Below are 25,592 nucleotides of genomic sequence, written 5' to 3' on the forward strand. Positions count from 1 at the left end.
CGTCAGGCCTCTTGGGGGTTCACTGCTTTGATGTCGAAATGGAAAGCGCCGGCCTCGGTGCGGGCCAGGGCCAGCGACTGCGTGTCCGGCAGCGCCACGCGCGCGGCGGCGAACTCGGCCGCCACCGGCAGCTCGCGGCCGCCGCGGTCCACCAGCACCGCCAGGCGCACGCTGGCCGGCCGGCCGTAGTCGAACAGCTCGTTGAGCACGGCGCGGATGGTGCGGCCGGTGTACAGCACATCGTCCAGCAGCAGGATGTCGGCGCCGTTCACGTCGAAGGGCAGCGCCGTCTGCGCGCTCACCGACAGGCCGCGCTGGGAGAAATCGTCGCGGTGCATGGCGGACGACAGCACGCCGGCCTCGCCTTCCAGGCCCAGGTCCTTCTGCAGGCGCTCGGCCAGCCAGGCACCGCCCGAGGCGATGCCGGCCAGGTACGTGTTCGGCCCGCGCAGCGATCGCACGCCGCGCAGCAGTTCGCGGTACAGGGCCTCGGCATCCAGCGTCAGATGGCCGTTCGATGGCGGCGAAGAAGAAGGGGTGGCACTCATGGCAGGTTCCTCAAAAACTGTTCCAGGATGATGCAGGCCGAGGCCGCGTCGGCATCGCGCGCACCGGTGGAATGCGCCTCGGTCGTGCTGTAGCGCTCGTCCACCTCGAAGACCTGCAGGCCGAAGCGGCCGCGCAGCTGGCGCGCGAACTTCAGCGCCCGGGCGGTGTTCTCATGGGCCGCACCGTCGGGGTGGTAGGGCACGCCCACCACCAGCGCGTCGGGCTGCCAGTCCTTGATGCGCTGTGCCACGTGCGTGAAGCGCGCGTCGCCCTCGGCGCGGATGGTCTCCTGCGGCGTGGCGGTGCGCAGCATCTTGTTGCCCACGGCCACGCCTGTGCGCTTGAGCCCGAAGTCGAAAGCCAGGAAGGATTGGAAATGCGCGGGAACGGCGGGGGCAGCGGCAGGGGCAGGCGTGCCGCTCATGCGTGCCCGGCCTCAGGCGAGAGCATCCACGACTGCAGGCCCAACAGACCCAGCGCGCGGTCGTAGCGTTCGGCCACGGGCGTGTCGAAGATGACGGACGCATCGGCGCCCACGGTGAGCCAGCTGTTCTCGGCCAGCTCCGATTCGAGCTGCCCTTCGCCCCAGGAGGCGTAGCCCAGCGTGACCAGCACACGCCGGGGGCCCGCGCCGGTGGACAGGGCTTCCAGCACGTCCTTGGAGGTGGTCATCTCCAGGCCGCCGGGGATGGTCATGGTGGAGGCGTAGGCGGACTCGTCCGCATCCTCCGAATCGGTGGCCATGCGCTCGTGCAGCACGAAGCCGCGCTCGGTCTGCACCGGGCCGCCCTGGTAGACGGGCTCCTCGGTAAGGTCGTCGCGGCGCAGCGACAGATCGACCTTGTCGAACAGGCCCTTGAGGTTGATGTCCGAAGGCTTGTTGATGATCAGCCCGAGCGCGCCGCGCTCGCTGTGCTCGCACAGATAGACCACGCTGCGCGCGAAAGACGCATCCTCCAGCCCCGGCATGGCGATCAGGAAATGGTGCGTCAGGTTCATGGGCGCAGAATCGGCAGGCATCCGGCAATTTTAACGGTGATCATGGCGCCTACTTTTTCCTCCGGCCTCGTCTGGTTCCGGCGCGACCTGCGCGTCGACGACCAGGCCGCCCTGTACCACGCCCTGCGCCAATGCGCCCAGGTGCATTGCGTGTTCGTCTTCGACCGCGAGATCCTCGACCCCCTGCCCCGCGCGGACCGGCGCGTGGAGTTCATCCGCGAATCGCTGGTGGCGCTGGACGAGGGCCTGCGCGATCTCTCTGGCCAGCCGCACGGCGGGCTCATCGTGCGCCATGCCGTGGCACGCGACGACATTCCGGCGCTGGCCCGCCAGCTGCAGGTGCAGGCCGTCTTCGCCAACCATGACGACGAGCCCCAGGCCCTGGAACGCGACGCCCACGTGCGCACCGCGCTGCAGGCGCTCGGCATGCGCCTGCTGACCTTCAAGGACCACACCATCTTCGAGCGCGGCGAGGTGATGACGCAGTCCGCCACGCCCTACAGCGTGTTCACGCCGTACAAGAACGCCTGGCTGCGCAAGGTGGACGATTTCTACCTGAGCGCCTACCCGGTGGAGCGCTACGGCCGGAACCTGGCACAACGGCCCGAGGGCCTGCGCCACGGCGTGCCCTCGCTGCAGGCCTTGGGGTTCGAGCCCACCGGGCTGGCGCAGCTGCGGCTGCCCACCGGCATGCAGGGCGCCCAGGCCCTGTTCGAGGACTTCCTGGAGCGCATCGATGCCTACGACGATGCGCGCGACTTTCCCGCGGTGAAAGGCCCGAGCTACCTCAGCGTGCATCTGCGCTTCGGCACGCTGTCGCCCCGCCTGGCGGCACGCACGGCCTACGCGCGCAGCCAGGCCGGTAGCGCCGGCGCCGCCACCTGGCTGAGCGAGCTGATCTGGCGCGACTTCTACTTCCAGGTGCTGGCGCACCACCCCCATGTCGTGGGTGCGAGCTTCAAGCCGGCCTACGACGCCATCCAGTGGGAAAGCGGCGCCGACGCCGACGCCCTCTTCGCGGCCTGGTGCGAGGGCCGCACGGGCTACCCGCTGGTCGACGCCGCCATGGCCCAGATCAACCAGACGGGCTACATGCACAACCGCCTGCGCATGGTGGTGGCGAGCTTCCTAGTGAAGGACCTGGGGCTGGACTGGCGCTGGGGCGAACGCTACTTTGCGGAGAAGCTCAACGATTTCGACCTGTCGGCCAACAACGGCGGCTGGCAGTGGGCCAGCTCCAGCGGCTGCGATGCGCAGCCCTACTTCCGCATCTTCAACCCGGTCAGCCAGAGCCAGAAGTTCGACCCCCAAGGCCAGTTCATCCGCCGCTACCTGCCGGCGCTGGCAAAGCTGCCCGATGCCGCCCTGCACGCGCCCTGGAAGGCCCGGCCGCTGGAACTGCAGGAGGCTGAGGTCGTAATGGGCACCACCTACCCGCACCCCATCGTGGAGCACGACGCGGCGCGGGAGCGCACGCTGCGGCGCTACGCCGTGGTCAAGGCCGGCTGAGACCCCGCCCACAAAAAAGGTCTGCCGGAATGCCCGGCAGACCTTTTTTTAACCCGCAGTGCAGCGCGCCGTCAGGCCACCGCTGCCTCGCGTGCGGCCGCGGCGTAGCGCTGCACCAGGCCCAGCAGTTCCTCGTCGGAATACGGCTTGCCCAGGTAGTGGTTCACCCCCAGCTCCATGGCATGCTCGCGGTGCTTCTGGGCGATGCGCGACGTGATCATGATGATGGGCAGACCCTGCAGCGCCGCATCCGACCGGATGTTGCGCGCCAGGTCGAAGCCGTCCATGCGCGGCATTTCAATATCGGACAGCACCACCGTCGGGCGCTCTTCCTGCAGCCGCTCCAGCGCCTGCAGACCGTCGGCGGCCAGCGCGACGCGATAGCCTTCGCGCAGCAGCAGGCGCTGCGTCACCCGGCGCACGGTGATGGAATCGTCCACCACCAGCACCAGCGGAACCTGGCTCCCTGCCGCAGGCAACGCCACCGGCGCAGCCGGCTGCCCGGCCTGTGCAGCGCGGCCCGGCCCGGCCGACTCGCCGCCGATGCTGGGCAGCGAAGCGGCCGCCGCGGCAGCGGCAAAGGCGCGTACCTGCTCGCCGTACACGGTGGCCAGAGCCACCGGGTTGTAGATCAGCACCACGGCTCCGGAAGCCAGCACCGACATGCCGGCCAGACCCGGCAGGCGCGACAGCTGCGGCCCCAGGTTCTTGACCACCACTTCCTGGTTGCCCAGCACTTCGTCCACGTGCACGGCGACACGCTGCGACGCACTGCGCAGGATGACCACGGGGCGGGTCTTGCCCACCGGCTCCACGCTGCGGGTGGACGACTGCAGCAGCGCCCCCGACCAGAAGAACGGGAGGCTCTCCACGCCGTCCTCGAACGCGCCGGTGCGGTAGGCCTCGTCCAGCTCGGCCACGCCGGTGCGGCGCACGATCTCCACCAGGTTGGCCGGCACGCCGATGACCTGTTGGCCGGCGCGCAGCAACACCACGTTCGTCACCGCCGTGGTCAGCGGGAGCACCATGCGGAAGGCCGTGCCGCGACCGGCCTGGGTGGACGTCTCGATGCGGCCGCCCAGGGCCTGCACCTCGGAGCGCACCACATCCATGCCGATGCCGCGTCCAGACAGCTCCGTCACCTCGCTGGCGGTCGAGAAGCCCGGCTGGAAGATCATCTGTGCGGCCTCTTCGGGTGTGAACCCGGCATCGGCCGCCAGCAGCCCCTGGGCCACGGCCTTTTCGCGGATGCGCTCCAGGTTGAGCCCGGCGCCGTCGTCGCGGAACTCCACCGACACGTCGTTGCCGTCCTGGCGCACCTCCACGATGATCTCGCCGACCGCCGGCTTGCCGGCTGCCGCACGCGTCTGCGGGTCCTCGATGCCGTGCGCGGCGCAGTTGCGCAGCAGGTGCTCGAAGGCCGGCGTCATGCGATCGAGCACGCCCCTGTCCATCTCGATCGAGCCCCCGGCGATGTCCAGCTTGATCTGCTTGCCGGTTTCCTTGGACGACTGGCGCACCACGGCATACAGGCGTTCGGAGATGCCCTCGAACTCCACCATCCGCGTGCGCAGCAGGTCGCGCTGCAGCTCACGGGCCTGCCGGCCCTGGGCGATCAGATCGTCTTCCGCGCCTTCCATGGCGCGCTGCAGGTTGCGCTGCACGGTGGCCACGTCGTTCACCGACTCGGCCATCATGCGCGTGAGTTCCTGCACGCGGGTGAAGCGGTCGAACTCCAGCGGATCGAACCCGGCGGCCGAATCCTTGGACAGTGCCAGGCGCGATTGCATCTGCGATTCGGCCTGCAGCTCGATGTCGCGCAGCTGCTGGCGCAGGCGCTCCAGGTTGCCCGTCAGGTCCGTCAACGACTGCCGCATCTGCCCCATGCGCGAATCCAGGCGCGAGCGGGCGATCATCACCTCGCCGGCCTGGTTCACCAGCCGGTCGAGCAGCTGGGCACGCACGCGCACCGACTGGCTGGGCGCCACGCGCGCCGGGGCCTGGGCCCAAGTGATCGGAGCGCGCACACCTTGGGAGGGCGCAGCGGAGGGCGGCGCCGTGGCGGCTCCCGCGCGATCGGCGGTGTCGGCCTCGGCGGTGGGTTCGGCGATGGCCGAAGGCGCTACCACGACCGGCTCCGACAGCGGCTGCGCGCCGATGCGGCGCAGACCGTCGAAGCTGGCCTGCAGGCCATCCAGGCTGGCGAGCAAGGGTTCGATGTCCTCGCTGGAGACGCCTTCCGTGCCGATCTGCTCCACGGCAGATTCCATGCGGTGGGCCATCTCACCCAGGCGCATGGCTCCCGCCAGGCGCGAGCTGCCCTTAAGGGTGTGCAGACCGCGCAGCAGTTCGCTGCGGGCACCGGCGTTGTCGGGCCGGGCGCTCCACTGCCGCAAAGCGGCGCCGAGCGCCGGCAGCAGTTCGGCCGCCTCCTCCTCGAAGATGGGGAAGAGATCAGGGTCGATGACGTCGACCGCGTCGATGTCGTCATCGATGTCGTGGGTGCGCAGCGCGGCAGCCTGGGCTTGCGCCAGCGCGGCATCGAACGCCGGCGCCGCGGCCTGGGGCACGGCGATGGACAGGGCCGGCGCGACATAGCCGCGCGCAGGCACGACCTCCGCCTCGGCGGCCGGAGCGTCGTCGGAGGGCACTTCGCCCGCCGCGTCGACGCCTTCCTTGGGCACCGGCGCCAGACCGACGCTGTCCACTTCGGCACGCAGGATCTCGCGCAGACGCTCCAGCACCTGCGCGTTGGGCTCCTTCAGGAAACCGGCGGCGAACTGGTGCAGCAGGCGCCGGATGTCCTCGGACGCGGCCATGAACACATCCGCCTGCTCGGGCAGACCGCGCGGCTGCAGCTGCACATGCTGCAGCGCATGCTCCAGCGTGCGCGCCATCTCGGACAGGGCCGTGAAGCCCACTGTGGCGGAACTGCCCGCCAGCGAATGCGCCAGCGCCACCGCGGTATCAGGCAGCGGCTCGTGCAGTTCGAGCGACCACTCCTGCAGCGAAGTGACGAGACGGCGCGACCACTCGTCGGCCTCGTTCAGGTACACGTTGTAGAGCGGAATGCCGATGCGCAGCGACTCGATGACCTTCACGGCCTCGTCCTCCAGCGCTTCGGGCTCGGACGCGTCGGATGCGGCGGGAACCAACGGGGGCTGGGCAGACTCCTCGCTGGCCTCGCTGGCCTCGCTGGCCTCGATGGCCTCGCTGGCCTCGCTGGCCTCGCTGGCCTCGCTGGCCTCGCTGGCCTCGCTGGCCTCGCTGGCCTCGCTGGCTGCTGGCAGGTCCACCGGGAGATCGAAGGAGATCTCGTCCTCAACCGGCTCTACGTTTTTCGTGGCGTCGACCCGATCGCTGTCCTCGGGCGCCGTCGGGGTGTCCTTGGGCCAGTCGGGCAACTCCAGGTCGAAGACAGGTTCTGCGTCTGCTTCGTCCAATGCGGGCGCCGGGGCCTGTTCGGCTTCCAGGGCCTGCGTGAAGGCAGCGAAATCGATGTCTTCCGCGAGCTCGACGGTCGAAGGCTGGGTCTCAGCGGGATCTGCCGGCCCCTCTTCGGCGGACAGTTCCGTATCGGCAAATGCGGGCGGCTCGTCCGTGTCGGGCAGCAGCAGATCGAACTCCGCCGCAGCCAGGTCGGCAGGTTCTGCGGCAGCAGCGTCGGCCGGCTTGTCATGCCCATCCGCAGGCGGCACCGGGCTCAGCAGCGGTTCGTCATCGGCGGCCGGCGATGCCAGGCCGTCTTCGTTCGTCTGCGCCTGAGCCATCGACAGGGCCGCACCGGTCGCCACCGCACCCGGCACGGCCAGAGGCAGGAAGGCACCGTCGTTGCGCATGGCGTCGGCAGAGGCGCGGAAGGCCTGGGCCTGCCAAGCGCTCGCGTCGCCCGCGGCGATGTCGTCGGCCCACTGGCCAAAGGCGCGGAGCATGTCTTCCGACAGCTGCAGGAGGGCCGGCGCCATGGGTTTCTGTTCGGCCAGCCAGGCATTGAGCACCTGCTCCATGGCCCATGCCGCCTCGCCGAATTCGTTCAGCCCGACCATGCGCGAGCTGCCCTTGAGCGTGTGGAAGGCGCGCCGCAGCGTGGTCTGTTCGCTCAGGTTGCCAGGCTCCGCGTGCAGGGCCTGCACGGCCGCCAGGCCATGGGCCACGACCTCCCGGGCTTCTTCCAGGAAGATGTCCTGCAGTTCTTCCTCTTCATCCAGCAGATCCGCAGCAGACACGGCGGGCACCGGTGCAACCGGTGCCGTGGCAGCGGGTGCAGCAGCTTCGAGCGCCACCTCTTCCTCGGAGAGCGACGCGGGTGCGGGGTCGTCCGTCCCCAGCCCCTGCAGCGCTTCCAGCACTTCCGGATCGTGGCCGGCCTCCGCCGCGTCCTGCGCCGAGGCAGGGACTGCAGGCGCAAAAGCCTCTGGTTCGACCGAGGGGGCACCGCGCTCTTCCAGCACGGCATCGATCTCGTGGGGCGCGTCGCCACCGCGGGCGCGCGTGCGGCCCATCAGGATGCGCAATTCGCCCAAGTCCTCGTCATAGACGAAGAGCTTGCGCGCCATCGTGCGCTGATAGCCCAGCATGTCGATGAGGAAGCCCAGCGCGCCCAGACTGTTGCCCAGCTTCTCGAACACCTGCTGACGCTCTGCCTCGGGCACCTGCTGGATCAGCAGGCGCTCGACCGTGTCGCGCATCCGCACCACCGCCAGCGATGCCTGGTCAAGCCCCAGCACCGAGAGCACGCCGCGCATCTGCGCCAGGCGGCCCGGCACCGGGGTCAGCACGGACAGGTCCGCCGGATCGCGGAAGAACTGGTCCATGGCCTTCTCGGCCTCGGCCAGCGTGGCGCGCAGTTCATCGACGACGCTGCCCATGGTCTGGTGGTCGCTGACGCGGCGGTACAGCTCCTCCATCCAGGGTTCCAGCGGCTCGGGCTGTGCGCCGGCGGTCACGTGGCGCAGGCGGTCGGCCAGGCGGCCGGCACGTTCGGCCATGGTGTCGGGGGCGGAGTCCAGCTCCTCGAACGTGGCCTGCAGGTACAGCACCGACGTGGCGACCTCCATCGCCAGCGCGGGGGACGGCGGCTCCCCTGACCGGGTCGTGCTCTCCACCGCCTGGGTCAGGGCCTGAGCCAGGCCGTCGCTGCCCGGATGCAGCTTGTGCAGCGAGTCGCACACCAGGCTGAACTGGTCGGCCGCGGGCTTGAGCTTGTTGCGATCGCCGCCGGCCAGCGCGGACCAGGTTTCGGTCGCCGCCGCAATGCGCTTGCGGGCCTGGGCCAGCAGAGCCGGGTCGTACAGGCCGAAGCGCGGCGTCTCGTAGTCCACGGGCTTGAAGCGGTCCAGCGCGAACGCCTGGCGGACTGCATGCAGGGCCGGGGCCGCGGCCGCATCGACAGGGCGGGCCTGGGAGCAGAAAAACAGCAGGTCCTGGACCAGCCGGTCCGCGATGGCGCTGTCGCCCTTGGCCAGGGCGGCGTACTGCATCAACACGCGCGAAGCCACCCGCTTGACGTAGACATCCGGGGCCAGCAGGCCGCCGGCAAAGGCTTCGAAGAAGCCCGCACAGATCTTCCAGAAGGCACGGGCCTGGCGCTCGGTCTGCGCCGCAGCGAACGCAAGGGACAGGTCGCGCAGCTCGCCCCCGGCTGTCGTATCCGCGTTCTTGACGATGCGCAGCACCGCGCTGTCGAGCCGCGCACGGGCTTCGGGACCGTAGGACAGCGGCGCGGCGTTGACCACCAGATCAGGTTCGCGGAACCGCCGCTCCACGGGCCAGAGGTCCGCGGGATGCACGCGCTCGGCGCCGGTCAGTGCCTGCGCCGCGCGGTACTGGGGGAACAGCGCTACGGGAGAGACCTGCTTGCCCGCCAGCACGCTGTCGAGGTATTCCACCAGGGCAAAGCTGGCGCGCTCGATGACGCCGGCGGCCTCGTCGGAACACAGTTCCGGCCGCTGCACGAACTTCTGCACGGCCGATTCCATGGACCGCAGCACCAAGGCGGGCGCGCCCATGCCGACCATCTCCAGCGCACCGCTGGCCTGGTGCAGTTGCTGGCGCGCGATGCGCAGGGGACCGGCATCCAGCGAAGCCAGGTCGGACTCGCGCGCGATGTCCGCGTCGCGGACGAAGCGGCGCATGGCCTTGACGGCCCCATCCAGCGATTTGCGCAGCTCGTCGAGCACCCACGCGAGCGGCCCCAGGTCCTGTTCGCCCTGGGCCCAATCTCCGCCTGGTGCGTGTGCAGCGTCAAAAGATGACATGAATGCGTCCCCGGCTTACTGGAGCCAGTCCGTTGAGTGAGAGGAAATCGCGTCAGGCAATCTTGAAACGGGACACGGACTGGCGCAGTTCCTCCGCCATGGCCGACAGTTCGCGCACCTGCTGTGCGGTGGTGCGCGTGCCCTCGCCGGTCTGCTCGGTCACCGCGAAGATGTGCTGGATGTTGTCGGCCACTTCGTTGGCCAGCTCGGCTTCGCGCGAGGTCGAGGACGAGATCTGCTCGATCAGGTCGGCCAGGCGGCGGGACACGCGGTCGATTTCCGACAGTGCCGTTCCCGCGCTGTCGGACAGCCGGGCACCTTCCACCACACCCTGCGTGGAACGCTCCATGGCGGCCACCGCATCCTGCGTGTCGGTCTGAATCGCCTTCACCAGCGCCGAGATCTGGCGCGTAGCGTCGGCCGAGCGTTCTGCCAGCCGCTGCACTTCTTCCGCCACCACCGAGAAGCCTCGGCCGGCTTCACCGGCGGACGCGGCCTGGATGGCGGCGTTCAGGGCCAGCACGTTGGTCTGTTCGGTAATGTCGGAGATTAGCTCGGTGATTTCACCGATCTCCTGGGAGGATTCACCCAGGCGCTTGATCCGCTTCGAGGTGTCCTGGATCTGGTCGCGGATGGAGTTCATGCCGCCGATGGCGTTCTGCACGGCCTGCAGGCCCGAGTCGGCGGCCTGCAGCGACTGGCGGGCCACTGCGGCCGATTCCTGTGCCTGCGAGGACACGTCGTTGATGCGGGTGGCCATGTCGAGCACCGAGCGGCCGGTTTCGCGGATCTCCCGCAGCTGTTCGGTAGACGCGGCCAGCAGCTCGGTGGACGTGTTGTCCACCTGCGCCGTCGTCTGGGCCACGCGGGTGGCCGTGTTCTGCACGCTGCCCACCAGCTGGCGCAGCTCTTCCACCGTGTAGTTCACCGAGTCGGCAATGGCGCCGGTGATGTCCTCGGTCACGGTCGCTTCCTGCGTCAGGTCGCCTTCGGCGACGGACTGCAGTTCGTTCATCAGACGCAGAATGGCCGCCTGGTTGGCGTCGTTGATGCGCTTGGCCTCGTGCTCCTGGCGGCGCGCATCCTTCTGCTGCGATTCGGCCGCGGCCTGGCGGCTGCGGCTGTCCTGCAGTTGCACGCGCGAGATGCCCACGCCGCACAGCACCACGAACAGGCCGGCGATGGCCAGCGCTGCCACCTGGCCGGCGCCCAGGCCGGTCTGGGCGGACAGCTTGGTCTGCAGCTCTTCCAGCTGGCGACGCATCGGTTCGCTGTCCGCAATGATGGCGGACTGCGCTTCGCGGGCGGACACCAGGCCCTGCAGGTTGCCCAGGATGGCGCCGGCCTGCACGCGGGTCTGCTCGTAGAGCTTGATCAGGTTCTCGAGCTGTTCACGCGTCTGCGGATCGCGCGTGGGCGCCAGGCGCAGGTCGGGGCTGCCGTCGAGCATGCCCTGTGCGATTTCCTTGAAGGAGTTCAAGTCCTTGCCCAGCAGGAACACGGCCTCGGGGCTGACGCCCTCGGTCGTCTGGAATTCGTTGGCGGACTTGCCGATGCGCTGGGTCAGCATCACCAGCTGGCCGGCCGCCGAGATCTCGGTCGAGGGCGCGTTCTGCTGCAGCTTGAGCGAAGACACGGTCTCCGCGATTTCCAACAGGTCGGACGACTGGCGGTTGATGGTGCGCAGCGCGTCGCCCACCTGAGTCAGGATTTTCTGCTGGCCCATCACCACGGCCGCATTGCGCTCCGCACGCTCCATGAGCGGCGTGACCGCCTCCAGATCTGGCTTGAAGGAGTCGCCCAGGGACTCGACGCCGAGCGCCGCGTCGCCACTGTTCAGGGCGCGCACGTTGCGCGCCAGCACGCCCGAGCTCTCGGTCACGTCCGGGAAGGCCTGCGGACTACCCACAAGCGCCTGCGACACCGACTTGGCCAGCCGTTGCGACTGCATCAGGGACTGGCCCGTTGCAGCGAGCTGCTGGGCAGCGCGGTCCGCCTGCTGCAGCACCCAGAACGCGATGGCCGCCAGCACGACCACGCCTACGCCCAGCAGAGTGAGCAGGCGGCGCTGGTGGGCCGCCGCCGTGGCCCGGCCAAGCACAGGCAGCGTGATCAGCTCCTCGTCGACCGTGTCCGTGTCGCCGTACGAAGACGACGCGCCGGGGTCACCCTGGACGCTGTTCATTGCGTCCGCGGTGTAGCCCTCACGCAGGGCCGTGTGGCCGTCCAGCGCGCTCATCGCCAGCGGGTCCTGCACGGAGTCCGCACCTGCCGGGGGCTGGTCGGCCTGCGGATCGGCCGGTGCGCGGTTGAACAGCTTTCCAAACGGATTGACGACGGACATGGTGCAGCCTTACAGAAAAACTCAAGCACTGATGCTCAGGAACTCGGGATGCCGGGACAGGGCCTGCAAGTTGATTTCTTGCCAGCGCACACCCTGCGCATCCACATAGTAGGTACCGAAAAAAGACGGGGCGCCCTCATCGGGCGGCTCGGACGAAACGAAGGCATCCGTGCCGCGAAGGCCCGCGAGCCGGTCGACCAGCAGCGCGGCATTGACGCCCAGCGCGGCGTTGAAGGCCAGCAGGCTCGCGTCCGCGAACGCCTGCTCCGACCGTGGTGCCGCCTCGCCCAGCAGCGCGGCGAGGTCGATCACGCCGGTCAGCGCGCCGCGCAGATTGGCCACGCCCAGAAACCAGGGCTGGGTATACGGAACCGCCTGGACACCCGCCCAGGAGAAGATCTCGCCCGACTGCCCCAGCGGCAGCAGGAAACGGTGCCCGGCCGACTCGACGGCCAGCCAGGACGAAACGGACAAGCCCTCTGCGCGCGCCGCCTGCAATCGGGCGGCAAGGCGCGTCTGGAGCTCCCGCAGGGCTTCGCGATTGGCCATGGGTGGAAAGCGGTTCTCAGCCCAGCGCGTCGATCTTGGCCTGCAGCTCTGCAGGATCCACCGGCTTGGTGATGTAGCCTCGCGCACCCTGGCGCATGCCCCAGACGCGGTCCGTTTCCTGGTTCTTGCTGGTGCACATGATGATCGGCACATCCGCATACTGCGGGTCGCGGGAAATGGCGCGGGTGAGCTGGAACCCGTTCTGCCCCGGCATGACCACGTCCATCAGGATCAGGTCGGGCTTTTCTTCGGACAGGCGGCGGAAGGCTTCTTCGCCGTTCTCTGCCGTGCGCACCTGCATGCCCTTCTTTTGCAGCAAGTCGGTCAGAAACATCAACTCGGTTTTCGAGTCGTCCACGACCAGAACTTTCTGAATCGGCATTACATCGCTCCTTTTTGCACATTGCCGAATTGCTGCACGGCCTGCAGCAACTGGTCTTTGGTAAATGGTTTGGTGAGATATTCCTGGCAACCCACCATGCGGCCGCGGGCCTTGTCGAAAACCCCGTCTTTCGACGAAAGCATCACGACGGGCGTATCGGCAAAGCGGGCATTGCGCTTGATGATGGCGCAGGTTTGATACCCATCAAGCTTGGGCATCAGGATGTCGCAGAATATCAATTGGGGCTGATAATCATTGACCTTGGCCAACGCATCGAAACCATCGTCGGCCAGGAGCACTTCATGGCCGCCCTGCTTGAGAAAGATCTCTGCGCTGCGGCGGATGGTATTGCTGTCGTCCACCACGAGTACCTTGAAGGTCGCACCGGTCGTAGTCAATTTGTCACTGCTCCTGAAGGAAGAGAAAACCGCGCAGGCAGGTGCTGCGGGTCAGATCTGGACCATCTCGAAGTCTTCCTTGCGCGCGCCGCATTCGGGGCAGGTCCAGTTCATGGGAACCTGCTCCCAGGGCGTCTGGGGCGGAATGCCGTGCTCAGGAGAACCCTGCGCTTCGTCATATATCCAACCGCAAATCAAACACATCCAGGTTTTTGGGTCGGTCACAGCTTAAGGGGCCTTCACATAGAATGCAACGATTGTATCTAGCCATGACAGCGGGATGCTGCTTTCGTGCCACCACTTACCCTGCTGGCACCTCTCCATGACATCAAATACATCCCCCCCTTCTGATACGGCCCCGGTGGCCACCGACGCGGAAGAGGACGCCAGCCCCGTCTGCGTCATGGTGTTCAACGCCAACGACCCGAGCGGCGCCGGCGGGCTGACCGCGGATGCGGTCACCATCGCGTCGGTGGGCGGGCATCCGGTAGCGATCGCCACCGGTGCCTATGCCCGGGACACGGCGGAAGTCTTCGACCACTACGCGATGGACGACGAGGCCGTGGCCGAGCAGGCCCGCGCCGTGCTGGAGGACATGCCCGTGCAGGCCATCAAGGTCGGCTTCGTCGGCAGCCCCGAGAACCTCAGCGCCATCGCCGAGATCACGGCCGACTACGCCGAAGTTCCCGTCATCGCCTACATGCCCAACCTGTCGTGGTGGCGCGACGACCTCATCGACCAGTACCTGGACGCTTTCCAGGAGCTGCTGCTGCCGCAGACCTCGGTGTTGGTGGGCAACCACAGCACCCTGCGCCGCTGGCTGCTGCCCGACTGGGCGAGCGACCGCAGCCCCTCCGCGCGGGACATCGCCATGGCCGCGTCCGAACTCGGCGTGCCCTATGTGCTGGTGACCGGCATCCCGGCGCCCGAGCAATTCGTCGAGAACGTCCTCGCCTCGCCGCAGTCCGTCCTGGGCAGCGGCAAGTTCGAGCTGTTCGAGGCGACCTTCGCCGGCGCGGGCGACACCCTGTCTGCGGCTCTGGCGGCACTGGTTGCCAGCGGCAGCGACCTGGGCGAGGCCACCAGCGAGGCGCTGACCTACCTGGACCGCTGCCTGGACGCGGGCTTTCGCCCCGGCATGGGCCACATCGTTCCCGACCGCATGTTCTGGGCGCAGCCCGACGAAGACGACGAAGACGATTCCGACGAACCCCCACCCGATCCCACGGCCACCGATGGCTTCGTGATGCCTCCCCATGACACCCAGCACTGACCGCAACATTGCCCTGTTCGAGCGCGCCAAGGCGCTGATCCCCGGCGGCGTGAACTCGCCCGTGCGCGCCTTCAAGGCCGTCGGCGGCACGCCCCGTTTCGTCGAACGCGCACAAGGCGCCTATTTCTGGGACGCCAACGGCCAGCGCTTCATCGACTACATCGGCTCCTGGGGCCCGATGATCCTGGGCCACGGCCACCCGGCCGTGCTGGAGGCCGTGCAGAAGGCCGCGCTAGAAGGCTTCAGCTTCGGCGCGCCCACCGAGCGCGAGGTGGAACTGGCCGAGGAGATCCTGCGCTTCGTGCCGTCCATGGAGATGATCCGCCTGGTCAGCTCGGGCACCGAGGCCGGCATGAGCGCCATCCGCCTGGCGCGCGGCGCCACGGGGCGCAGCAAGATCATCAAGTTCAACGGCTGCTACCACGGCCATGCCGATGCGCTGCTGGTCAAGGCCGGCTCGGGCCTGGCCACGTTCGGCCATGCGACCAGCGCCGGTGTGCCGCCCGAGGTGGTGCAGCACACGCTGGTGCTCGAATACAACGATATCGCCCAATTGGAGGAGGCCTTCGCGCTGCATGGCCACGAGATCGCAGGCCTGATGATCGAGCCCATCGCCGGCAACATGAACTTCGTGCGCGCCAGCGTGCCCTTCATGCAGCGCTGCCGCGAGCTGTGCACGCAGTACGGTGCCCTGCTGGTGTTCGACGAGGTGATGACCGGCTTCCGCGTCGCCCTGGGCAGCGCGCAGAGCGTCTATGCGAAAGCCATCCCCGGCTTCCAGCCCGACCTCACGGTGCTCGGCAAGGTCATCGGCGGCGGCATGCCGCTGGCGGCCTTCGGTGGCCCGCGGTCCATCATGGAGCAGCTGGCGCCGCTGGGTCCCGTCTACCAGGCCGGCACGCTGTCGGGCAATCCGGTGGCCACGGCCTGCGGTCTGGCGACGCTGCGCGAGATCAGCCGTCCCGGCTTCTACGAGGCACTGGCCGAGCGCACCCGCGCGCTGACGGGCGGGCTGTCGCAGGCCGCGGCCGCCGCGGGCCTCCCGTTCAGCGCCGACAGCGAAGGCGGCATGTTCGGCTTCTTCCTGCTGCCCCAGCTGCCGCAGAACTACCCGCAGGTGCTGGCGACCGACGGCGCACGCTTCAATGCGCTGTTCCACGGTCTGCTCGACCGCGGCGTCTACATCGCGCCCGCGCTGTACGAGGCCGGGTTCGTGAGCGCCGCGCACACGGCCGCTGACATCGAGGAAACGGTGGCCATCGCCGGCGACGTGTTCAAGGCGATCTCAAAGTAAGAGCTGCCAGCGCCCACTGCATGGGCGCTGGCAGCCTATTTGGCTGCCCATCGGCTGCCCTGCCCTTCGCACGCACCGACGACGACGAGCCCAGCCGGCGGCAGCACCCGGCTCAGCCCGGCGTTGCCGCACTGCCGCCGCCCAGGGGCGATTCCGGCTCGGCCGGCGGCAGCGAGAGCAGCCACTGCGCCATCTGCAGCGCCTGCGGCTCGGTGATGTGCGGGTGGCGGGGCATCACGACGCGGCCCCAGGTGCCGACGCTGCCCTCGCGGATCTTGCGCGCCAGGTGGTCGGCGGCCTCGGGCTGGCCGGCGTAGCGGCCCGCGATCTGCCGGAACGACGGCCCCACGTAGTGCCGGTCCATGCCGTGGCAGCGCAGGCAATCGGAGGCCTGCACCCGGCCCAGTCCCTCGGACTGCGCGGGCGCAGCATCCGCACCGGCCACCGACAGCGGCGCCAAGGGCGCGCCAGCCCCCAGCGTGCGCCAGCCCACATTCATCACCCCGAGGACGACCAGCACCACGCACAGCGCCAGCGCCCACGCGATCCAGCGGGGACGCTCCGGCGGCGTGTCGTCGTCGTGATCGTCGCGCAGTGGCACGGGATCAGTGGCGGAAGTGGCGCACGCCGCTGAACACCATGGCTACGCCGCGCTCGTTCGCGGCGTCAATGACTTCCTGGTCGCGCATGGAGCCGCCGGGCTGGATCACGCAGGTCGCACCGGCATCCACCACCACGTCCAGGCCGTCGCGGAACGGGAAGAACGCGTCGCTGGCCACCACCGTGCCCTGCAGCGACAGCTTGGCGTGCTCGGCCTTGATGCTGGCGATGCGGGCCGAATCGAGGCGGCTCATCTGGCCGGCGCCCACACCCATGGTCATGCCGCCCTTGCAGAAGACGATGGCGTTGCTCTTCACGTACTTGGCGACCTTCCAGGCGAAGAGCAGGTCTTCCATTTCTTCGAGCGTGGGCTGCTTCTTCGTGACGACCTTCAGGTCCATCAGCGACAGCTCGTGGTTGTCGGCCGTCTGCAGCAGCATGCCGGAGCCGATGCGCTTGGCGTCCATGGCGTTGCGGCCACGGCTCCAGGCCGTCGTGCCCTGGTGGTCGGGCAGCGCGATCTGCAGCAGGCGCACATTGGTCTTGGGCTTGAAGATTTCCAGCGCCTCGGGCGTGAAGGACGGCGCCATCAGCACTTCGACGAACTGCTTGACCACCAGCTGCGCGGCCGCTGCGTCCACCGGGCGGTTGAAGGCGATGATGCCGCCGAAGGCGCTGGTGGGGTCGGTCTGGAAGGCCTTGCCGTAGGCATCGGCCGCGTCCAGGCCCACCGCCACGCCGCAGGGGTTGGCGTGCTTGACGATCACGCAGGCAGCGGCGTCGAAGCTCTTCACGCATTCCCAGGCAGCATCGGCGTCGGCGATGTTGTTGTAGCTGAGTTCCTTGCCCTGCAGCTGCTCACCCGTGACGATGGAACCGGGCGCGGGGTACAGGTCGCGGTACAGCGCGGCCTGCTGGTGGCTGTTCTCGCCGTAGCGCAGGTCCTGCACCTTGATGAACTGGCCGTTGCTCTGGCCGGGGAAGGGGTTGCGCGTGGGCACGTACTCTTCCGACAGCTTCTCGGCCTCGAACGTGACGGACGAGAGGTAGTCGCTGATCGCGCCGTCGTACTGGGCGATGCGGTTGAACGCGGCCACCGACAGCGCGAAACGCAGCTTGTCGGACAGCTTGCCGCCGGCCTTCAGCTCGCCCAGCACGGCGTCGTACTGGTCGGCAGACGTCACCACGCCCACGTCCTTCCAGTTCTTGGCGGCGCTGCGCACCATGGCCGGGCCGCCGATGTCGATGTTCTCGATGGCGTCGGCCAGCGTGCAGCCGGCCTTGGCGACGGTGGCTTCGAACGGGTAGAGGTTCACCACCAGCAGGTCGATGGTGTCGATGCCGTGCTCCTGGAGCGCCGCCATGTGCTCGGGCAGCTCGCGGCGGGCCAGCAGGCCGCCGTGCACCTTGGGGTGCAGCGTCTTCACGCGGCCGTCCAGCATCTCGGGGAACTGCGTGACCTCGGCCACTTCGGTGACGGGCAGGCCCTTGTCGGCGAGCAGCTTGGCGGTGCCGCCGGTGGACAGCAGGCGGATGCCCAGCGCGTGCAGCGCCTGGGCGAATTCGACGATGCCGGTCTTGTCGGAGACGGAAAGAAGTGCGTTCATGGCAGTGGTGGAGTTTTGAATGAAATCGGGCTGCAGCGCTTATCCAGCAAGCGCAAGCAGCTATTATTTATATAGCAAACGGGTCACAGCAGCTTGTGCTCGACCAGCTTCTTGCGCAGCGTGTTGCGGTTCAGGCCCAGCCATTCGGCGGCGCGGGACTGGTTGTTGTCGGCGTGGCTCATCACCACTTCCAGCAGCGGTTTCTCGACCAGGCGCACCAGCATGTCGTACATGCCGTCCGGCGCCTCGCCGCCCAGATCGCGAAAGTACCCCTGCAGGTTTTCGCGCACGCATTCCTCAATGTGCTTCTTGCTCATGCATCCGTTCCCTCGGGTCCGCGTCGGCGTCGCTGGCAGCGGGCAGCCGGTCCATCGCCGCGCCCAGCGCGTCGAAGTAATCCGCCACCGCCTGCCACTGGGCCGCGCAGTCCTCTATCGTGTTGATGTGTTGCCTGAAATCCTCGCCGCCCGGCAGCGCCCGCACATACCAGGCGATGTGCTTGCGCGCGCTGCGCACGCCGGTCAGCTCGCCGTACAGGCCGTAGTGGTCCTGCAGGTGGTCGAGCAGCAGGCGGCGCACCTCGGCCACCAGGGGCGGCGCCAGGTGCTCGCCGGTGGCGAGGTAGTGGCCGATCTCGCGGAAGATCCACGGACGGCCCTGCGCCGCGCGGCCGATCATGACCGCATCGGCACCTGTGGCGGCCAGGACCGCCTTCGCTTTCTCCGGCGAGGTGATGTCGCCGTTGGCCACCACCGGCACGCCCACCGCGGCCTTGACGGCGGCGATGGTGTCGTATTCGGCATGGCCCTTGTAGCCTTGTTCGCGCGTGCGGCCGTGCACGGTCAGCATCTGGATGCCCACGCCCTCGAAGGCGCGCGCCAGCTGCACGGCGTTCTTGTGGTCCTGGCTCCAGCCGGTGCGCATCTTGAGCGTGACCGGCACGTTGCGCGGCGCGCAGGCCTCGACCACCGCCTGGGCGATCTCGACGGCCAGCGCCTCGTTCTGCATCAGGGCGGAGCCCGCCCACTTGTTGCAGACCTTCTTGGCCGGGCAGCCCATGTTGATGTCGATGATCTCGGCGCCGCGGTCGATGTTGTAGAGCGCGGCCTCGGCCATCATCGCGGCCTCGGTGCCGGCGATCTGCACGGCGATGGGACCCGGCTCGCCCTCGTGGTTGGCCCGGCGCGAGGTCTTGAGGCTGTTCCACAGGTCCTTGCGCGAGGTGACCATCTCGCTCACCGCATAGCCCGCCCCCAGCGCCTTGCACAGCTGGCGGAAAGGCCGGTCCGTGACGCCCGCCATGGGGGCGACGAACAGACGGTTCGCCAAGGGAATATGGCCGATGTGCATGGGGTGGGGGAGGCAGCGCGTGCTGAAAAAGGAGGCAGGATTGTAGCTGCTCAAATTTTCAGCAGTTGAAATGCCGCACGGCGTTCCGCCGGGCGCCGCCCGCGGGCCGGCGCCTGCCCCGCGGGCGCTCAGAAATACCCGGTCTCGTAGCGCTGCGGATCGGTGCCTGCAGGCAGGCCCGCGCCCCGGGCGACGGGCTCCTCGACCACCACCTGGTTGCGCCCGCCTTCCTTGGCGAGGTACATCGCCGTGTCTGCGCGCGCGAAGAATTCCATCACCGATTCACCCAGGACGTACTGCGTCACGCCCGTCGACACCGTCACCCGCCCTGGCAGTGGGCCCTCCCAGGCATGCGACTCCACCTGGGCCCGCACGCGCTCGCAGGTGTTGAGCGCCACCAGCAGCGGCGTGCCCGGAAAGATCAACAGGAATTCCTCGCCGCCGTAGCGGCCCAGGATGTCGTCCGCACGCACGTTCTGCTGCACGAGCCGCGCGAACGTGCGCAGCACCTCGTCGCCCGCCAGGTGGCCGCAGGCGTCGTTGATGCGCTTGAAATGGTCCAGGTCGAGCACGGCCATGCACAGCGGAATGCCGCTCTCGTCCGCCAGCTGCTTCTGCTCCTCCAGCACGGCCAGGATATGGCGGCGGTTGTAGCAGCCGGCCAGGGCGTCGCGCTGGGCGGTCTCCTCGATGGTGCGGATCTGGCGGCTGGTCTGGTGCAGCATCTGGTGCAGCAGCCGCACGCGGCCCATCAGCAGCACGAAGGCCGGCATCGCCAGCGCCAGCGCCAGCCAGTGCAGGGCCTCCAGGCGCAGCAGCGCCGCATTGCGCGCCGCGCCGTAGTGCAGCCCCATCACCGCCGCGTAGCCGATCAGGATGCCGGCGCACAGCACCAGCGCCGCCCGGCGCGACAGCGTCAGCAGCCCGTAGGCCAGGGTGACGAAGAGAAAAGGCGCCAGCAGGATCTGCGTGACCGGCTCCAGGTAGAACACCAGCAGCAGGCAGCTGCAGGCCACGCCCACGATGGGCAGCTTGAGGCGCCGCTCGCTGAACGGCGCGTGGCGCCCCGCCCGGAACACGCCCACGAACACCGCCACCGACAGCGCCACGATCGCACCGGCGATGGCCACCGTGCCCCACCCCACCACCCCGAAGGCCCGGAAGGCCAGCAGGCACAGCAGGAACAGCCCCGCCAGCCAGACCGGCGCCCAGCGCCTGCGCGGCCCGCCCATCTCCAGGCCCAGGGCCTTGGCCGCCTGCAGGCGCGAGGCATGCACCTGCAGGGACTCGTCGAAATCGGTGACCCCCTCGCTCAGGGCGAACGCGTCCGTGCTGGCAAAGCGGGGTTGGCCCCACGCCTGCAGCGTCTGGCGCAACTTGGCAAAACTCATCGGTCGCATCCCCGGCTGGCGCCCGGTGCACCGGTCGGCGTGCCCAAGCTGTCCTGTGGTGTTGGTGGCGTGCGGACGCGGCTGCGGTCCGGCACCTCCCGTGCCGTGATCGGCCCCGGACCTTGCCGCCCGCCTGACCCGAGGTTACCGCCCTGTCCACGACCGGGCTTTGACCCGCCTCAACCGGGCGCGCTCCCTGGCGGCCGCACGGGGTGCCGGGCTACAGAAGAGCGGCCCAGGCGCGCACTACACTGCGCTCAGCTATGGAAGTCTGGATGAATCAACTCATGGACGTGCTGGCCCTGCCCCAGTTCGGCCTGAGCACGGTGTTCGTGGTGGCGTTCATCTCCGCCACGCTCTTGCCCCTGGGCTCCGAGCCGGCGGTGTTCGGGCTGATCAAGCTCAGTCCGCATCTGTTCTGGCCGGCCATCCTGGTGGCCACCGCCGGCAATACGCTGGGGGGTGCGCTGAGCTGGTGGATGGGCCTGGGCACGCACAAGGTGGTCGACCATGCCGCGGGGCACCACACCGAGGTGCGGGCCCTGGCGTGGCTGCGCCGCTTCGGGCCGCGCGCGTGCCTGATGAGCTGGCTGCCGGTGGTGGGCGATCCGCTGTGCGCGGTGGCCGGCTGGCTCAAGCTGCCGTTCTGGCCCTGCGTGCTCTACATGGCCATTGGCAAGTTCCTGCGCTACCTGACCATGACGGTCGCCCTGCTCTACCTGTGGCCCGGGGCCATGCCGCACTGAACGAGGGCGGCCGGCCAAGGCGCAACGCCCTGGAAAGCACACTCATCTTTTGATAGCTGCTTGCGCTTACCCATCAAGCGCCAGAGGCCGATTTCACCCCAAGGCCTGCGCTGCCGCTGCGGACGCGCGGCGGCGGTGCAGCGCGCCCTCGGCGGTGTACAGTGCCAGGGCCAGCCAGATCAGCGCAAAGCCGGCCAACCGCGCCGGCTCCACCGTCTCGCCAAACAGCCAGATCCCCAACGCGAACTGCAGACTGGGCGAGATGTACTGCAGCACGCCCATGGTGGCCAGCGGAATGCGCCGCGCTCCGGCGGCGAACAGCAGCAGCGGCACGGCGGTCACGGGCCCCGCCGCGGCCAGCCACCCCAGCGTGGCCGCATCCGCCGACGGCCAGGCCGCCTGGCCCGTCCAGGTCCACCAGGCCATCCACGCGACGGCCAACGGGGCCAGCAGCGCGGTCTCGAGCGCCAGGCCTTCCAATGCGCCCAGCACGGCCGTCTTGCGCAGCAGGCCGTAAAAGCCGAAGGTGACGGCCAGCGCCAGCGCGATCCACGGCACGTTCCCCGTCTGCACCGCCAGCCACACCACGCCCGCCGCGGCCACGGCCAGGGCCACCCACTGCGCGCGGCGTGGCCGCTCGTGCAAGAACACGTAGCCCATGGCCACATTGACCAGGGGCAGGATGAAATAGCCCAGGCTGGCATCCACCACGTGGTGGTTGTGCACGGCCCAGACGTAGATCAGCCAGTTGGCCGACAGCAGCAACGCAGACAGCAGGAAGGCCGCCACCACGCGCGGCTGGCGCCGCAGCTGCGCCACCCAGGCCAGTTGCCCGCGCGCCATCAGCACCACGGCGACGAAGACCATGGACCACAGCGTGCGGTGGGCCACCACCTCCATCGCCGGCACGGCGGCCACCTGGTGGAAGTACACGGGAAACACGCCCCAGGCGACGTAGGCGAGGATGGCGTAGAGGATGCCGGGATGCATGGGCGGGACCTTCAGGGGACGAGGGCCGTCCACTCGGCGGACGCAAAACGCTCCTGTGCCAGCGTGCGGGCCTGCTGCAGCGTGCGCTCGTCCAGCGGCACGGGCGCCAGCGGCGCCTGCGCGGCGAAGGCGGCGGTCATCGCGGCGACCACGCTCTCGCGCGGCAGGCCGGTCTGGCTGCGCAGGGGGTCCACGCGCTTCTTGGCACTGGTCGTGCCCTTGTCGGAGAGCTTTTCCTTGCCGATGCGCAGCACCTCCAGCATCTTGTCGGCATCGATGTCGTAGGCCATGGTGACGTGGTGCAGGACCGCGTGGCCCTTGCGCGCCTGGGCCCGCGCCACCGATCTTGCCGCCGCTGCTCGTGATGTCGTTCAGCGGCTGGTACCAGGCATCGATGCCCAGCCCCCGCAGCGCGCGGATCACCCACGCATCCAGGTACTCGTACGACTGCTGGAACGACATGCCCGCGACCAGCGTGGACGGCACGCTCAGCGAATAGGTGATGGTGTTGCCCGGCTCGATGAACATCGCGCCGCCGCCGCTGATGCGGCGCACGACACGGATGCCGTGGCGTTCTGCGCCTTCGGCGTCCACCTCGTTGCGCAGCGACTGGAAGCGGCCGATCACCACCGCGCTTTCCTGCCACTCCCAAAAGCGCAGCGTGGCGGGCCGCTCGCCGGCGCTCACCTGCTGCGTGATGACTTCGTCCAGCGCCATGTGCAGGGCAGCAGGCTGGGCGGGTCCATGGATCAGCTGCCAGGGCTGGGCCGCCCAGCGGGCGTCCCGCTCGGCGGGCGCGGAGGCGGTCGGCATTGTGTCGCTCATGCCAGGGCCCTCCGCACCACCACGGCCACCGCCTCGGGCGACAGCCCGAACATCTCGGCGCCCTCCGGCAACGCCTGCGCAATCGCCTGGGCGATGCGGCCCTCGTCGGCATCGGCCGGCAGCCCGTTCAGCGCCGCGTCCATGCACGCCAGCGCCTCGGGCGGCTCCAGGAAGAAGTCGCCACTCAACTGCGCCTGCACGATGCGGCCGTCCGCCACCTGCAGATCGACCACCACGAGCTTGCCGCCCGGCACCTTGTATTCCGCATGCATCGCCACTCACTCCTTATGCAATCACGCCAACGCCATCGCAACCCCGCCGCCGTCGCCAGTGCCACAACCGCGGCACAGGCGAGGCCATCAAAAAACCCTGCGGGCACGGGGCCGGCAGGGTCATCGCAACCAAACCCCGCAGCCCACGGCGCGGAGCGGGGCCGGGCTGTCAGACGTTGAACAGGAAGTTCAGCACGTCGCCGTCCTTCACCACGTATTCCTTGCCTTCGGCGCGCATCTTGCCCGCATCCTTGGCAGCCTGCTCGCCCTTGTAGTGGATGAAGTCGTCGAACGCGATGGTCTGTGCGCGGATGAAGCCGCGCTCGAAGTCGCCGTGGATCACGCCGGCCGCCTGCGGCGCCGTGGCCCCCACGGGCACCGTCCAGGCGCGCACTTCCTTCACGCCGGCGGTGAAGTAGGTCTGCAGGCCCAGCAGCTTGAAGCCGGCGCGGATCAGGCGGTTCAGGCCCGGCTCCTGCAGGCCCAGCTCCTGCAGGAACATGTCGCGGTCCTCATCGCTCATCTCCGACATCTCGGCTTCGATCTTGGCGCAGATGGCCACGACGGGCGCGCCTTGCGCCTCGGCGTAGGCCTTCAGGCTGTCGAGCAGCGGGTTGTTCTCGAAACCGTCTTCGCTCACGTTGCCCACGAACATCGCCGGCTTGGCGGTGATCAGGCAGAACTGCTTGAGCAGGGGCGCGTCTTCCTTGGACACCGGCACGATGCGTGCGGGCTTGCCCTGGTCGAGCGCAGCCTGGATGGGCGTGAGCAGCGAAACGATCTTGGCGGCGTCCTTGTCGTTGCCCGACTTGGCCGCCTTGCTGTAGCGGTTGAGCGCCTTCTCCACCGTGGCCAGGTCGGCCAGGCACAGTTCGGTCTGGATCACTTCGATGTCGGCGATCGGGTCGACCTTGTTGGCCACGTGGATCACGTTGGGGTCTTCGAAGCAGCGCACCACGTTCACGATGGCGTCCGTCTCGCGGATGTGGGCCAGGAACTGGTTGCCCAGGCCTTCGCCCTTGCTGGCGCCCGCCACCAGGCCGGCGATGTCCACGAACTCGACGATGGCCGGCACGATGCGCTCGGGCGTGATGATGTCGGCCAGCTGCTGCAGGCGGGGATCCGGCACCTCGACCACGCCGGTGTTGGGCTCGATGGTGCAGAAGGGGTAGTTCTCGGCGGCAATGCCGGCCTTGGTGAGGGCGTTGAAGAGGGTGGACTTGCCGACGTTGGGCAGGCCCACGATGCCGCATTTCAGGCTCATGGCAGGGCTTTCAGGATTCGGGGAAAACCGGCGATTTTACGTGGCTCGCCGGAAAGGGCCGGCACGCGGGCTACTCGAAGCGCAGGTCGGCCGCGACGGGCTGCCCCACGCGCAGCACCCGGCCGGCGCCTTCGCGCACGATGGCGTTCATGCCGAAGGTGATGGCGCCGTCCAGCCGACGGTCCTGGCGGTAGGTGCGCAGGGTGTCGCCCACCACAGGCGTGCTCTCGGCCGTGGCCGGGTCGATGTCGGGAATGGGGCAGCGCGCGCAGGGCTTGACGTGCTGCAGCTGCACCTCTCCGCCCTCCACGCCGATGTACAGGGTGTCGATGCGGTCCTCGTCGTGCTCGTCCACGCCGGCGAGCACCACGTTCGGGCGAAAGCGCTCGATGCCCACGGGCGCATGGCCGGCGGCCTGCAGCCGGGCGTTGAGCCCATCAATCGAGCCCTGGCTGGCCACCAGCAGCGGAAACCCGTCGGAGAACTGGTTGGGCACCTCCAGGCCGCCGGTCCATGCGGGGCTGGACAGGCGCCGCACCGCCGGATCGAAACGCACCAGGCGGCAGGGCTGGCCCAGGAAGTCGGAGAACCACTGCGCCGCCAGAGGGCCCATGTCCCAGGCGGGCACCACGTCGTCCCATACGCGGGCCTGGGCGGGGCCCTCCACCCGGTCCAGCGACAGGTGCAGCGCCAGCATGCCGGGCGCGCGCAGCACCAGGTCGTCGCTGCGCAGCTGGGGCCGCACCAGGGCCATGCGCGGATGCGCGCGCTGGGTCAGGAACACGCCCTCGGCGTCGACCACCATCCAGGCGCGGTCCAGATCCAGGCCGGCCTCGGTCAGCACGGCCTCCTGCACCTCGATGCCTGCGCACGACTTCACCGGGTGGATGAACAGGCGGGCGATCGTGCCGGCAAGGTCGTGGTCGGAGCGGAAGGTCACGCGGAAATCCTCGGAGAAAACCAGACAGGCACAGGCCTGCGAATGCGGGAAGG

Annotated in this window: 22 protein-coding genes and 1 pseudogene; 4 read left to right on the forward strand and 19 right to left on the reverse strand. The window is 68.8% G+C overall.

What is annotated here, in order from left to right:
• Positions 1-2: 2 nt before the first annotated feature.
• The 3 genes from pyrR to QE399_RS02220 are packed head-to-tail and all read right to left on the reverse strand — an operon-like array spanning position 3 to position 1,569.
• A complete protein-coding gene (pyrR, locus tag QE399_RS02210; RefSeq protein ID WP_309825727.1) occupies positions 3-548 on the reverse strand; it encodes a bifunctional pyr operon transcriptional regulator/uracil phosphoribosyltransferase PyrR in 546 nt (181 codons plus the stop codon).
• Positions 545-973 carry a Holliday junction resolvase RuvX gene (gene ruvX / locus QE399_RS02215; RefSeq protein ID WP_309825729.1) on the reverse strand — a complete coding sequence of 143 codons (429 nt, stop codon included), beginning with the start codon at positions 971-973 and terminating at the stop codon, positions 545-547. Before ruvX ends, pyrR begins: the two co-directional genes overlap by 4 nt.
• Positions 970-1,569: a YqgE/AlgH family protein gene (locus tag QE399_RS02220; RefSeq protein ID WP_309825731.1), complete on the reverse strand. Its 600-nt coding sequence runs from the start codon at positions 1,567-1,569 to the stop codon at positions 970-972. Before QE399_RS02220 ends, ruvX begins: the two co-directional genes overlap by 4 nt.
• A gap of 21 nt (positions 1,570-1,590) precedes the next feature.
• Here QE399_RS02220 and QE399_RS02225 point away from each other — a divergent pair, with 21 nt between their 5' ends.
• Positions 1,591-3,057 (forward strand): cryptochrome/photolyase family protein, encoded by a 1,467-nt coding sequence (locus QE399_RS02225; RefSeq protein ID WP_309825732.1) that lies wholly within the window; start codon positions 1,591-1,593, stop codon positions 3,055-3,057.
• A gap of 71 nt (positions 3,058-3,128) precedes the next feature.
• Here the strand turns inward: QE399_RS02225 and QE399_RS02230 are convergent, their stop codons facing one another.
• From QE399_RS02230 to QE399_RS02255, 6 genes are read right to left on the reverse strand one after another with little or no spacing between them, the layout of a single operon-like run.
• Entirely contained in the window at positions 3,129-9,314 is a 6,186-nt protein-coding gene (locus tag QE399_RS02230; RefSeq protein WP_309825734.1) for a FimL-related protein, read from the reverse strand.
• A 52-nt stretch (positions 9,315-9,366) separates the two neighbouring features.
• Complete coding sequence (locus QE399_RS02235; protein ID WP_309825736.1) at positions 9,367-11,658, reverse strand: methyl-accepting chemotaxis protein; 2,292 nt, start codon at positions 11,656-11,658, stop codon at positions 9,367-9,369.
• 21 nt (positions 11,659-11,679) lie between these two features.
• Positions 11,680-12,207 (reverse strand): chemotaxis protein CheW, encoded by a 528-nt coding sequence (locus tag QE399_RS02240; RefSeq protein WP_309825738.1) that lies wholly within the window; start codon positions 12,205-12,207, stop codon positions 11,680-11,682.
• Between the two features lie 16 nt (positions 12,208-12,223).
• On the reverse strand, positions 12,224-12,589 hold the full coding sequence (locus QE399_RS02245; protein WP_309825740.1) for a response regulator: 366 nt from the start codon (positions 12,587-12,589) through the stop codon (positions 12,224-12,226).
• Complete coding sequence (locus QE399_RS02250; RefSeq protein ID WP_309825741.1) at positions 12,589-12,987, reverse strand: response regulator; 399 nt, start codon at positions 12,985-12,987, stop codon at positions 12,589-12,591. Before QE399_RS02250 ends, QE399_RS02245 begins: the two co-directional genes overlap by 1 nt.
• Before the next feature lie 51 nt (positions 12,988-13,038).
• Positions 13,039-13,191, reverse strand: coding sequence for a rubredoxin (locus QE399_RS02255; RefSeq protein WP_309831900.1), 153 nt, complete (start codon positions 13,189-13,191; stop codon positions 13,039-13,041).
• 118 nt (positions 13,192-13,309) lie between these two features.
• Here QE399_RS02255 and thiD point away from each other — a divergent pair, with 118 nt between their 5' ends.
• Both thiD and hemL read left to right on the forward strand, forming a co-directional pair.
• A complete protein-coding gene (gene thiD, locus QE399_RS02260; protein ID WP_309825743.1) occupies positions 13,310-14,260 on the forward strand; it encodes a bifunctional hydroxymethylpyrimidine kinase/phosphomethylpyrimidine kinase in 951 nt (316 codons plus the stop codon).
• A complete protein-coding gene (gene hemL, locus QE399_RS02265) occupies positions 14,244-15,554 on the forward strand; it encodes a glutamate-1-semialdehyde 2,1-aminomutase (protein WP_309825745.1) in 1,311 nt (436 codons plus the stop codon). Before thiD ends, hemL begins: the two co-directional genes overlap by 17 nt.
• A 112-nt stretch (positions 15,555-15,666) precedes the next feature.
• Here the strand turns inward: hemL and QE399_RS02270 are convergent, their stop codons facing one another.
• The 5 genes from QE399_RS02270 to QE399_RS02290 form a co-directional block, all read right to left on the reverse strand.
• Positions 15,667-16,155, reverse strand: coding sequence for a c-type cytochrome (locus QE399_RS02270; RefSeq protein WP_309825747.1), 489 nt, complete (start codon positions 16,153-16,155; stop codon positions 15,667-15,669).
• A 4-nt stretch (positions 16,156-16,159) separates the two neighbouring features.
• On the reverse strand, positions 16,160-17,761 hold the full coding sequence (purH, locus tag QE399_RS02275; RefSeq protein ID WP_309825749.1) for a bifunctional phosphoribosylaminoimidazolecarboxamide formyltransferase/IMP cyclohydrolase: 1,602 nt from the start codon (positions 17,759-17,761) through the stop codon (positions 16,160-16,162).
• An 83-nt stretch (positions 17,762-17,844) separates the two neighbouring features.
• Positions 17,845-18,078, reverse strand: a complete 234-nt coding sequence (locus QE399_RS02280; protein WP_309825750.1) for a Fis family transcriptional regulator — start codon at positions 18,076-18,078, stop codon at positions 17,845-17,847.
• On the reverse strand, positions 18,059-19,111 hold the full coding sequence (dusB, locus tag QE399_RS02285; RefSeq protein WP_309825751.1) for a tRNA dihydrouridine synthase DusB: 1,053 nt from the start codon (positions 19,109-19,111) through the stop codon (positions 18,059-18,061). The genes QE399_RS02280 and dusB overlap by 20 nt, the downstream gene beginning before the upstream one ends.
• 128 nt (positions 19,112-19,239) lie before the next feature.
• A complete protein-coding gene (locus QE399_RS02290; protein WP_309825753.1) occupies positions 19,240-20,502 on the reverse strand; it encodes a GGDEF domain-containing protein in 1,263 nt (420 codons plus the stop codon).
• A 275-nt stretch (positions 20,503-20,777) separates the two neighbouring features.
• On the opposite strand from QE399_RS02290, the gene QE399_RS02295 reads away from it, so the two are divergent.
• A complete protein-coding gene (locus QE399_RS02295; protein WP_309825756.1) occupies positions 20,778-21,248 on the forward strand; it encodes a YqaA family protein in 471 nt (156 codons plus the stop codon).
• A 93-nt stretch (positions 21,249-21,341) separates the two neighbouring features.
• Here QE399_RS02295 and rarD read toward each other — a convergent pair whose 3' ends face one another.
• From rarD to QE399_RS02320, 5 genes and pseudogenes are all read right to left on the reverse strand, one after another.
• Positions 21,342-22,238, reverse strand: a complete 897-nt coding sequence (rarD, locus tag QE399_RS02300) for an EamA family transporter RarD (protein WP_309825759.1) — start codon at positions 22,236-22,238, stop codon at positions 21,342-21,344.
• Between the two features lie 11 nt (positions 22,239-22,249).
• Positions 22,250-23,051, reverse strand: a pseudogene (locus QE399_RS02305) (lipoate--protein ligase family protein).
• A gap of 8 nt (positions 23,052-23,059) precedes the next feature.
• Positions 23,060-23,335 carry a lipoate-protein ligase small subunit gene (locus tag QE399_RS02310; RefSeq protein WP_309825761.1) on the reverse strand — a complete coding sequence of 92 codons (276 nt, stop codon included), beginning with the start codon at positions 23,333-23,335 and terminating at the stop codon, positions 23,060-23,062.
• A 169-nt stretch (positions 23,336-23,504) separates the two neighbouring features.
• Complete coding sequence (gene ychF / locus QE399_RS02315) at positions 23,505-24,599, reverse strand: redox-regulated ATPase YchF (protein ID WP_309825764.1); 1,095 nt, start codon at positions 24,597-24,599, stop codon at positions 23,505-23,507.
• Between the two features lie 70 nt (positions 24,600-24,669).
• Positions 24,670-25,539 (reverse strand): MOSC domain-containing protein, encoded by an 870-nt coding sequence (locus QE399_RS02320; protein WP_309825766.1) that lies wholly within the window; start codon positions 25,537-25,539, stop codon positions 24,670-24,672.
• Positions 25,540-25,592: the final 53 nt, after the last annotated feature.

The organism is Paracidovorax wautersii, from assembly GCF_031453675.1.
GTDB lineage: Bacteria > Pseudomonadota > Gammaproteobacteria > Burkholderiales > Burkholderiaceae_C > Paracidovorax.